The following is an 11064-nucleotide window of genomic DNA, read 5'->3' as shown; positions in this document are numbered from 1 at the left end:
AGACGGTTTTACATAATAAGTCAAAAAGCATACATATGGAAGCAGAAATCTTTTTATCTTAATCACAAAGAAGAGAGATGAGACCAGCATGGAAAATTTTGATGTTTTTAATGTAACTGATAATAGCAAAGAACAATTGTTGGAAAAGATTGAAGACTTGGAGATACAAAGCGAGGAGCTCTTGGATCAAATCGAGAAGCTGGAAGGAATACGCGGTGCACTGGAGGAAAAGGTTTCAGCTTACCGCTATCGTCTGAAAGAAGTAACGAAGAAGCTGGAAGATAACCATATCCTTTTATCTAGAGATATCGTTGTTTATCATAATAAGGACAATTTGGAAAGGCGTCGCTTTGTCCTGCAAAGAAGAACCGAGGGAAAGCAGTGTTTGGGTTCTTCTAAAAAAACTGAGGAGATCAATGATTTACAGAATAAATACGAACGGCTTTTAGAACAATATATGTATGAGCGTGATCGGAATGAAAAATTATTTGAGTATCTCTTTCAAAAGGAAAACGATGCTGCTCTAGAATTATTTGTCGAAACGGATGCTGCAGACACATTGTTAGATGCTGCGAAAACAAGTCGTAAAATTATTCAACAGGCAGAGGAGCAGGCAAGATATATTGAATCGAATCTAAAGGAACGTTTGAACAGTGTACTAAAGCATAAGCGTAATATGCCGCAAGAGGTTATTAATCAAGTAAAAGAGGGTATTCGTTGTTTAGAAAATTAAATGAAGTTTCAATAATGGAGTTAATGGGTGTAAAAGTGGAAATGAGTAAAGACGGGAGTGTAGTACGATGAAAAAAGTGATTATTCTTACTAGAAATATTATCATCGAACAAGAGTTTCAAAATGAATTACAACGATTAGACTATGAAGTTTTTGTCTTAAAAGAATTTTTTGATGTGGATAAACCAAATTATTTTGAAGATATTTTATCGCTATTTGATATTGTCATTTTTAGTGAAACGTTAACGAATCAGGAATTTAATGAAATATTGCCAATTGTTGTAGAGAAAGACCTGCATTATTTGCGGCGTACGGATGAACCAGTACCAAACATTGATGAAAGCCATTGTCTATCAATTGATTGTACGCTAACAGAACTAAGAGAGTTCTTGCTATTAAGCGATAAGCGTGAAGGGCATCAAGAATCCATTTCTAAAGGGTTAGTCAGACAATCTGAAATGAAGAAACAAGACTTAGTTCTTTTCTATAGTTCATTGAATAATATTGAAAAGAAAATTATCAGTGCATTGGCAGAGGGCAGCGGCAAGATTATTTCCAGAGACGAATTGTGTAATAAGGTTTGGAACAATGAAGTCAGCAAGTCGCGTCTAGTCCAAATGTCTACAGCGGTAGGAAACATTCGTAAGAAGATCGCTCACGCACACATCGATAATGTTCGGATCATTACGTATTGGGGAAATGGTTATCGTCTCCATGATGTTCCGAATGGCTTGATGAATGAGCATATTAAGGAATACAGTATGTAGTTAAAAGTTTTAAAAGCCTTAGCTTTCTCCTAGAACAGGGAGAAAGCTAGGGCTTTTTTTGTTGGAAAAAAATTCCATATTTTTTTAGGTTGCTCATGATTGATTGAAAAAAATCTAGAAAAAAGTCCCTCAAATCCTATATATACTTCTCCTTGTAAGAAAAGAGGTGCCTAAAAATGATTTATCAATATTCTTTGAAATATTTTTCCTGAATCATTCATTTGCTAATTAATTAATGAAAAGAGAAAGAAGCGTTTCTATGAATCAGAAAAAATTATCTTTATTTGGCTTTTTTGCATTGACGGCTTCGATGGTCTTAACGGTGTACGAATATCCGACCTTTGCTACTTCGAAGCTGCACCTGGTCTTCTTTTTACTGCTAGGTGGAATTTTATGGTTTTTGCCTGTGGCACTATGTGCAGCAGAGATGTCTACTGTAGAAGGTTGGCAAAACGGAGGGATCTTTAGTTGGGTCAGCCAAACGTTAGGTGAACGATTTGGCTTTGCTGCGATCTTCTTTCAGTGGTTCCAAATTACTGTTGGCTTCGTGACCATGATTTATTTCATTTTAGGTGCGTTGTCCTATGTGTTGAATTTCCAAGCACTGAATACAGACCCTTTATTGAAATATATCGGTTTACTAGTCATTTTCTGGGGGCTGACCTTCTCGCAATTAGGCGGAACACAACGAACGGCGAAAATTGCGAAGGCAGGATTTGTGGTTGGTATCCTTATTCCGTCCGTCATTTTATTTGGGTTGGCAGCGGCTTATTTCATTGGAGGAAATCCTATCGAGATTGCTATTAGTAAAAAAGCATTCATCCCAGATTTTTCACAGTTATCGACTTTAGTCGTTTTTGTCTCCTTTATTTTGGCTTATATGGGTGTTGAGGCATCAGCTTCTCATATCAATGAATTGGAAAATCCGAAGAGAAATTATCCTTTAGCGATGATTCTATTGGTTATCTTAGCCATTGCTTTAGACGCAATCGGTGGTTTTTCCGTAGCTGCAGTGATTCCCCAAAATCAATTATCTTTAAGCGCTGGAGTGATCCAAACATTTCAATCATTGATTTTGCATTTTAACAGTCATTTAGGTTGGCTGGTCAAAGTCATTGCCCTGATGATCGCTTTTGGTGTGATGGGTGAAGTAAGTTCATGGGTAGTTGGTCCTTCTCGCGGGATGTTTGCGGCTGCACAGCGTGGGCTATTGCCTAACTTTTTACGTAAGACCAACACGCATGGGGTTCCCGTACCATTAATTATGATCCAAGGCGTGATCGTCACGATCTGGGGTGCAGTATTGACCTTTGGCGGCGGCGGAAATAATCTATCCTTCCTCGTTGCTATTTCGTTAACGGTAGTTATTTACTTGGTTGGCTATCTTTTATTCTTTATCGGTTATTTCGTTTTGGTCTATAAAAAGAAAGAGTTGAAACGGACTTACAACGTCCCTGGAAAAACAATTGGAAAAACAATCATTGCCGGTGTCGGACTACTATTATCGGTATTGGCTTTGTTGATTTCTTTTGTTCCGCCAGCTTCTATTGCTAAGAACGAAGATCGAACGTATCAAGTGATTTTATTGATTAGCTTTGTGATCACGGTAGTTTTACCGTTTATTATTTATGAATTACACGACAAGCACGGGCACACAACGATCGAGGAGCCTGTTCACATGAAAGCAGGAGATGTGAATGGGGCGATCTATCCAGCAGCTCGTGGAGAACATCAAATTGTTCAAAAAGAAGAACACACATTGAAACATTAAATAAAGACATTTTTAGGAGGATTTACTCATGTTATATGGAAAAGAAAATCGTGATGAAGCAGAATATTTAGAACCAATTTTTGGTTCAGAAAGCGAACAAGTCGATCTGCCAAAATATAAATTGAATCAAGAATCAATCGAACCACGGATCGCTTATCAATTAGTTCAGGATGAAATGCTGGATGAAGGAAATGCTCGTTTAAATTTAGCGACATTTTGTCAAACCTATATGGAACCAGAGGCAGTCAAATTGATGAGTCAAACGCTAGAAAAAAATGCGATTGATAAATCAGAATATCCTCGCACAACAGAAATCGAAAATCGCTGCGTGAATATGATCGCTGATCTTTGGAATGCCAGTGAGAACGAAAAATTTATGGGAACGTCAACCATTGGTTCTTCGGAAGCGTGTATGCTAGGCGGCATGGCAATGAAATTTGCTTGGCGTAAACGTGCTGAAAAACTAGGATTGGATCTCAATGCGAAAAAACCGAATTTAGTTATTTCATCTGGCTACCAAGTTTGCTGGGAAAAATTCTGTGTGTATTGGGATATTGAAATGCGGGAAGTGCCATTAGATCAAGAACATATGTCAATAAATTTAGATAAAGTCATGGACTATGTTGATGAATACACCATTGGAATCGTGGGGATCATGGGGATTACCTATACTGGACGCTATGATGATATTAAAGGTCTAAATGATTTAGTCGAAGAATACAATAAACAAACAGACTATAAGGTTTATATTCATGTGGATGCTGCTTCAGGTGGTTTCTACGCACCCTTCACTGAACCTGATTTGGTTTGGGATTTCCGATTGAAGAATGTTATCTCAATCAATTCATCGGGTCATAAATATGGATTGGTATATCCTGGTGTTGGTTGGGTTCTATGGCGTGATCAACAATATCTGCCAAAAGAATTAATCTTCAAAGTCAGCTATTTAGGCGGAGAGCTGCCAACGATGGCGATTAATTTTTCTCATAGTGCCGCACAATTAATTGGTCAGTACTATAACTTTGTCCGTTATGGGTTTGACGGATACAAAGCCATCCATGAACGTACTCATAAAGTAGCACTGTATTTAGCCAAAGCTATTGAAGAAACCGGATTGTTTGAAATCGTCAACGATGGTTCACAATTACCAATTGTTTGCTATAAATTAAAAGAAGATCCAACACGTGAATGGACCTTGTATGATTTGGCGGATCGTCTTTTGATGAAGGGCTGGCAAGTACCGGCATATCCACTACCTCAAAATCTGGAACAAGAAATCATTCAACGCCTCGTCATTCGAGCAGATTTTGGCATGAACATGGCGTGTGATTACGTTCAAGACATGCAAGAAGCCATCGATGCTTTGAATCAAGCACATGTGGTCTATCATAAAAAAGCAGAAATTAAAACATACGGATTTACTCATTAAAAAAAGAGGCCTGGAAGAAAATTATTCTTTCAGGCTTCTTTCGATTATAAGGAAAGTAAAAAAATTAACATGAATAAATCGCTTTACGGAAAGTATATCCATGTCCAGCTTCACGAACGAGCTTTTCTACGCAAGCTACGCATACAGTTACTGCTAAACTCCGTTAAGCAGAACTAGCATTTCGGCAATAAGCAAAAATAGATCGAAATTTGAGAAGCACTGAGGAGGTACCAATCAACATCAGTTCTCTTCGATCACTGTGTTTCTTGGCAATTTAGAAATATTTTGGTCTTATTGCTGAGACACACAGTGATTGCTTGCAGAGCTGATGTGGAACAGTACCTAATCGGTGCTCAAAAGCTGAGCGAGTTCGTGAAGCCTTTCTTGTATGGACGAGCGAGTTGATTGATTTCAATACAGGTTTGATCGATTGTCTTAGGTGAAACTGGGAAAATCACTGTGTTTTCACTACCTAAATCTGCTTGGTAAAGTGCGGTGTCGCAAATGATGACTCGTTTCGAACAGAAGAAGGTGTCATCAACTACTTCGTTCAAGGTATTATAGATCATCGTGCTAATAAGAAAATGATCATCCAGCAAGGCTTCAAGCTGCTTACGATAATATAAAAAGTTGAAATCAGAAGAAGCGACGATATACAATTCGATTTTTTCGTCAAAGGTATTTCTACGCAGCAGATCCAGCGTTAACGTCATTTTGCGAATGAGATTATCGTTCCAATGAATGGTCGTTTGCCAAGCGGCAGACCACGTTTCCAAGATCATTCGCACCTTTTGGTAAATAGCTAGCTGGTCTTTATCTAATAGATAAATCAAATCTGGTTGGAAAAGCTGCATGTCTCCCCATGTAGAACGGATAAAAGGTAGAAAGGCTTTCTTTAGAAGAAGTTCATTTTCTACGGAGATATTCAATGAAGAGCGCAATTCTTGCAGCAGATTTTCAATTTCGGGATAGCGTTGGATATGATTTTGATAAACAACCTCGAAATCCTTTTGCAGTAATTCCAAATTATTGCAAAGATAATTTCTTGCATTGAAAAGGGAATAAATAAAAAATAGTTCCTCTTCATTGGCGCAAATCGTGGCCTTCAAGGTTTTCAGTCCTTCGCGCAATAATCTAAATAAGGGGGTTTGCTGGGCGCAGATTTTGTCTTCCTCAGAAAAAGTAATGGTCGCTTGCCGAGCGCGATGACTGCTTAGTTGACTCCCTAAAATGATGATTTCTCGCTCGCTTTCCGGATAATCACGGGCAAAAAAGTGTTCTTCGACATAATCGATCAATTCTTCAGCAGACGAGGCAATTGTTTTATTGAATGGGATGGCGGATCGTTCACCAGTATATCTGGCGATAGCTAAAAGTAAATAGCGCAGGTCCTTTTCAGGCAGCTTAAGCTGCTGTTTTGAACACGAGTAGCCCAGCTCCTCAGCGAAATCAAAAATGTCTGCTCGTATCTGATAAATCTTACTAGTCGAAAGAAATTCTTTTTCCGCGATCTCAGACCAATGAGTATTTCCAATCAAGAAGTCGTTTAGGACACGCAAAAAATCGGAGCGTCGATAAATCCGTTGCGTTAATTCTAATAATGAATAAGCTGGATCAAAAAACAGTTTACAGGTACATCTAGTCCGCTCAAATGAAAGAATTTCCTGTATAAAAGATTCTTTCAGAACATCGAGATCATTAGTAATTGTAGGTGTACAAACGTTTAGACGCTCGGCCATTACTTGTAAATTGATTTCTTTCTTTTGGTACAGCTGTTGACAAAGATAAACCTGACGAAAAATATTCTTTTCAATATACCTTTCTAGCATAAAGTACCTCCCTAATAACGACACACATATGATTGATATTGTATACCAATTTCATCGCTTTGAATATTTTTAACCTAGAGAACTCGTCATTTTTTTAGACTGAAAAATAAAATAATGAAGATTGGTGCTTAACGAGGATCGTAGCGTGGGTATTAAAATAAATTTAAGTATTTTTTAGTTAAGAATTATTTTAGCTAATAAAAAACTATAGAGTAGAGCTAAACTTAGTAACCAACAGATCAATTGAAGGATTTGATAACAGAAAAAGTAGTTTCTCGGTAAATTAGAATGAACTGCTAGAATAATGAGATAAATTTTTTTAAAATAAATTTTTGTCAATTATGAGAGTTTGAAGGGAGAATTATTTCACAAGCCTGTCTGTATCAGTTCTCTGTTTTTCAGTTTATCGGTGGCCGCAAATAGTATATTACTGAGCAAATATTGATATCAAGTAGAAACTGTCATTATCAATTACATAATCTGTTATAGTGAAAAGTGTAACAGGTGGGGGCTTAAGATAAGATAATTATCATTATTTTAAAAGGATTTACTGTGATAAGAAGTCAAAAAAGCCCTTTCTTAAAACTGATTCCTTTGTTATAATCATTTTAAATTAATTTGAAACTATTTAACAAGGGAGTGCAATTATGGAAACTACAACAATCGAAAAAACTGTAGAACAAACAAAAAATCCTTGGGAAGGTTTTAACGAGGGTCGCTGGCAACACGAGGTCAATACGTTAGACTTTATCAAACGTAACTATACAGAATATAAAGGAGACGACAGCTTTTTAGAAGGTGCAGCTCCGAGTACTGAAAAGTTATGGGAAAAATTACAAGAACTCTTTGAAGTTCAGCACAAACAAAACGGCGTTTATGATATGGACAATGATGTTCCCGCTACGATCACATCTCATGAGCCTGGCTATTTGATTAAAGAAGAAGAAAAAATCGTTGGTTTGCAAACAGATGTACCGTTGAAGCAAGCATTTATGCCATTTGGCGGAATCAACATGGCAAACAAAGCCTTAGAATCAAACGGCTATGAAGTAGACGATGAAATGTCTTTCATCTTTAATAAATGGCGTAAGACACATAATCAAGGTGTTTTTGATGCTTATACAGATGAAATGCGTTTAGCCCGCAAAAACAAAATCATTACTGGTCTACCTGATGCTTATGGTCGTGGACGTATTATCGGTGACTACCGTCGTGTCGCATTATATGGTATTGATTTCTTGATGAAAGAAAAGAAAAAAGATTGGAAAAACGTCGGCAGTAAAGTAATGACAAATGACGTGATCCAATTACGTGAAGAAGTTTCTGAACAATTCCGCGCATTAGCTGATATGAAGGAAATGGCCGCAAGCTATGGCTATGATATTTCAAAACCTGCTAGCAACGCTCAAGAAGCAATCCAATGGTTATACTTCGGCTACCTTGCAGCAATCAAATCACAAAATGGTGCGGCAATGTCAATCGGTCGTATCTCAGCATTCTTAGATATCTACATCCAACGTGATTTGGATCGCGGCTTGATTACTGAGTTTGAAGCACAAGAAATGATTGATCACTTGATCATGAAACTACGTATGGTGAAATTCGCTCGTACACCAGAATACAATCAATTATTCTCTGGTTACCCAATCTGGGCGACATTGTCATTGGCTGGTATGAATATGGATGGTTCTTCATTAGTAACGAAAAATGATTTCCGTATTCTGCATACATTGACAAATATGGGACCTTCACCAGAACCAAACTTGACTGTTTTGTACTCATCTCATTTACCAGAAGGCTTCCGGACATATGCCGCGAAGGTCGCGAAAGAAAGCTCTTCGATCCAATTGGAAAATGATGATTTATTACGTCAATACTGGGGATCTGACGATGCAGCAATCGCTTGCTGTGTATCAGCAACAGTAATCGGAAAAGACATGCAATTCTTTGGTGCACGCGCCAATTTAGCAAAAGCGGTACTTTACGCGATCAACGGTGGCGTGGATGAAATGACGAAGATGCAGGTTGGTCCGCGCTTCCGTCCACTAGAAGGCGATAGTATTGATTTCGATCAATTCATGGAAAGCTACAAAGATGTCCTAGACTGGTTAGCTGAGTTATATGTAAATACCTTAAACGTGATTCATTATATGCATGATAAATATGCCTATGAAGCACCGCAATTAGCATTGATGGATACTGATTTGAAACGGACCTTTGCGACTGGGATTGCAGGAATTTCTCACGCGACGGATTCATTGATGGCGATCAAACATGGAAACGTAAAAGTGATCCGTGATGAAGATGGCTTGGCAATTGACTATGTTCCGCAAAATGAATTCCCAACATACGGAAACGACAATGATGAAGCAGATGAAATGGCGAACTGGATTCTTGAGTACTTTATGACTCAAATCAAACGTCAACACACATACCGTGATTCAACACCAACGTTGTCACTATTGACGATCACCTCAAATGTCGTTTACGGTAAGAATACTGGGAATACACCAGACGGACGTCGTGCGGGTAAACCATTGGCACCAGGCGCAAACCCAAGCTATCAAGATGGTAAATTCTTAGGCGAGAAAAATGGCTTGTTGGCTTCATTGAACTCAACAGCGAAATTGAACTACTCTTGTGCGCAAGATGGAATCTCAGATACCCAAACAATCAATCCTGGAGCTTTAGGCCGAACGGATGATGAAGCGATGCAAGTGGATAACCTAAGACAAGTCTTAGATGGCTACTTTGACAAGGGTGGTTACCACTTGAACGTCAATGTCTTTGGTCGTGAATTACTAGAAGAAATGGATAAAGATATCGATAATCCAAAATATGCGAACTTTACGATTCGTGTATCTGGTTATGCGGTGAAATTCCGTGATCTGACTCCAGAGCAACGTCGTGACGTAATCTCACGTACAGACCATACAAAAATGTAAAAATAAAATATTTTTTAGTGAAATAGAATTTTTGAAAGGTTCTGAGGCTCATTATGCAGCCTCAGAACCTTTTTTTACCAAAAATGTTAAAAAATATTAATAAATATGATTTTAGAATAAAATATTAGCTATTTGTTTTATAATATTGATAATTATTAGGCAAGTGGGTGATAGCGATTGAAGGAGTATGAAAGTCAATGGGTGGTGCGAATTGTTGGTATCGTTGCGGGGGCAATGGTCTTTTTCATGCTTATTTATGCTTACTTTGGGTCACATTTTTATTTCGGGTCGGTCGTGGCGAATGTGGCAGTGGGCGGGTTGTCCGTTCAAGCGGCTGAAGAAAAAATTCAACAAGAAACAAAGCAGGTTGAAATTAAGCTGAAGGGGGAGCATCAAACAATCAAACTTCAAGTCGCTTCGCCGTATAAGATTCAAAAGGATTATTTGAAGAAGAATATTCGCCGAGGAGAATTCAGTCTGCCCATCAAAAAAGGTGCAAAAGATCGATTAGCTGAGGCAATTAACCGCGCCTCCTTTTTGGGAGGAAAAGAAGCCCAAAATGCTAAAATCATTTATACCGATCAAAAATTTGAGATTCAGTCAGAAAAAAGCGGAACGGTAGTAGATTCTACGCGGTTGCGTAAGGAACTCTGCGACGCCTTTGAAGAAGGGAATCTGCAAACGGAGTATGAGTTAGCCAATTATTATCGAGAACCGGAGATTACAACGAGGGATTTGAATAGTCAAAAAATATCGCAAAATTTGGAGGCTGTTAGAAAACGTAAGATAAAGTTAAAGCTGAACAAACAAACGATTCCGCTTACAGAACAGATGTTGGCCGCTTCAGTTGATGATCAGGGAAATTTTGACCAAGAGCTGATAACAGCATGGGTAGCAGATTTAGAACGGGAATATTCAACGATATACAAATCAGTGGATTTTACAAATGTCCACGGGCAGCATCTGCGTTTTAAAAACGTAGGAAATTACGGCTGGTTTATTGATATCAAGCAATCAGCGAAGAAAATTACTGAAAAGTTAAAGGAACCAAATACAAAAGTCATTCAGCTGGTTCTCAAAGGTGACACTAAAAAACAACCGCTGCATGTCACAAAAAACTACATAGAAGTCGATTTAGACAACCAAAAAATGTACTGCTTCGACAAAGGCGAGCTGGTAGTCGAGACCGACGTGATCACAGGGCGATATAATAAAGGAACAGCCACCGTTCCTGGTTTTCATACAGTGATGGACAAACGACGAAATGTTGATTTGAGCGGTGTCTTAACAAATGGGGATGGCACCTATAATGTCCCCGTCGACTATTGGATGCCGTTATTAAGCTATGGTCAGACGATTACTGAAATAGGTCTGCATGATACTGATCATAAGCTTCAATATTTTGGTCAGCCCGGCGCCTTTAAAACGGATTTGGGAAGCTATGGGTGCGTCAATACACCGAAATCTGAAGTGGCGAAAATTTATGAGTATAGTTACATCGGAATGCCCGTTTTTATTTATGGGCATGCTTATGATGACGCGCCAGGTGAATGGGATAAACCAGTAGAATATGGAACAGAGATTTAAAACA

The 11064-nt window shown here is 38.3% G+C and carries 7 protein-coding genes; 6 read left to right on the top strand and 1 reads right to left on the bottom strand.

Annotation, left to right across the window (positions count from 1 at the left end; genetic code table 11):
• The first annotated feature begins 88 nt into the window (after positions 1 to 88).
• The 4 genes from KQI58_RS07990 to KQI58_RS07975 all read left to right on the top strand — a co-directional run bounded on the left by KQI58_RS07990 (position 89) and on the right by KQI58_RS07975 (position 4699).
• Positions 89 to 733, top strand: coding sequence for a hypothetical protein (locus KQI58_RS07990; RefSeq protein WP_216408042.1), 645 nt, complete (start codon positions 89 to 91; stop codon positions 731 to 733).
• A gap of 67 nt (positions 734 to 800) precedes the next feature.
• On the top strand, positions 801 to 1499 hold the full coding sequence (locus KQI58_RS07985; protein ID WP_216408039.1) for a helix-turn-helix domain-containing protein: 699 nt from the start codon (positions 801 to 803) through the stop codon (positions 1497 to 1499).
• 259 nt (positions 1500 to 1758) lie between these two features.
• Positions 1759 to 3270 (top strand): glutamate:gamma-aminobutyrate antiporter, encoded by a 1512-nt coding sequence (gene gadC, locus KQI58_RS07980; protein ID WP_216408036.1) that lies wholly within the window; start codon positions 1759 to 1761, stop codon positions 3268 to 3270.
• A 28-nt stretch (positions 3271 to 3298) separates the two neighbouring features.
• Positions 3299 to 4699 carry a glutamate decarboxylase gene (locus KQI58_RS07975; protein WP_216408034.1) on the top strand — a complete coding sequence of 467 codons (1401 nt, stop codon included), beginning with the start codon at positions 3299 to 3301 and terminating at the stop codon, positions 4697 to 4699.
• A 353-nt stretch (positions 4700 to 5052) separates the two neighbouring features.
• Here KQI58_RS07975 and KQI58_RS07970 read toward each other — a convergent pair whose 3' ends face one another.
• Positions 5053 to 6528 carry a helix-turn-helix domain-containing protein gene (locus KQI58_RS07970; protein ID WP_216408032.1) on the bottom strand — a complete coding sequence of 492 codons (1476 nt, stop codon included), beginning with the start codon at positions 6526 to 6528 and terminating at the stop codon, positions 5053 to 5055.
• 647 nt (positions 6529 to 7175) lie between these two features.
• On the opposite strand from KQI58_RS07970, the gene pflB reads away from it, so the two are divergent.
• Together pflB and KQI58_RS07960 are read left to right on the top strand one after the other, a co-directional pair.
• On the top strand, positions 7176 to 9473 hold the full coding sequence (pflB, locus tag KQI58_RS07965; protein ID WP_253295839.1) for a formate C-acetyltransferase: 2298 nt from the start codon (positions 7176 to 7178) through the stop codon (positions 9471 to 9473).
• A gap of 177 nt (positions 9474 to 9650) precedes the next feature.
• A complete protein-coding gene (locus tag KQI58_RS07960) occupies positions 9651 to 11060 on the top strand; it encodes a L,D-transpeptidase family protein (RefSeq protein ID WP_253295838.1) in 1410 nt (469 codons plus the stop codon).
• Positions 11061 to 11064: the final 4 nt, after the last annotated feature.

The sequence above is a fragment of the Enterococcus raffinosus genome (assembly GCF_018917525.1).
Taxonomy (GTDB): Bacteria; Bacillota; Bacilli; order Lactobacillales; family Enterococcaceae; genus Enterococcus_A; species Enterococcus_A raffinosus_A.
This window is presented reverse-complemented; position numbering and strand designations above follow the sequence as displayed.

Bases quoted from the DNA above. Each gene is read 5' to 3' on its own strand.
- KQI58_RS07975 (WP_216408034.1), top strand. From the start codon at position 3,299: ATGTTATATGGAAAAGAAAATCGTGATGAAGCAGAATATTTAGAACCA.
- KQI58_RS07990 (WP_216408042.1), top strand. From the start codon at position 89: ATGGAAAATTTTGATGTTTTTAATGTAACTGATAATAGCAAAGAACAA.
- KQI58_RS07970 (WP_216408032.1), bottom strand. From the start codon at position 6,528: ATGCTAGAAAGGTATATTGAAAAGAATATTTTTCGTCAGGTTTATCTT.
- pflB (WP_253295839.1), top strand. From the start codon at position 7,176: ATGGAAACTACAACAATCGAAAAAACTGTAGAACAAACAAAAAATCCT.
- KQI58_RS07985 (WP_216408039.1), top strand. From the start codon at position 801: ATGAAAAAAGTGATTATTCTTACTAGAAATATTATCATCGAACAAGAG.
- gadC (WP_216408036.1), top strand. From the start codon at position 1,759: ATGAATCAGAAAAAATTATCTTTATTTGGCTTTTTTGCATTGACGGCT.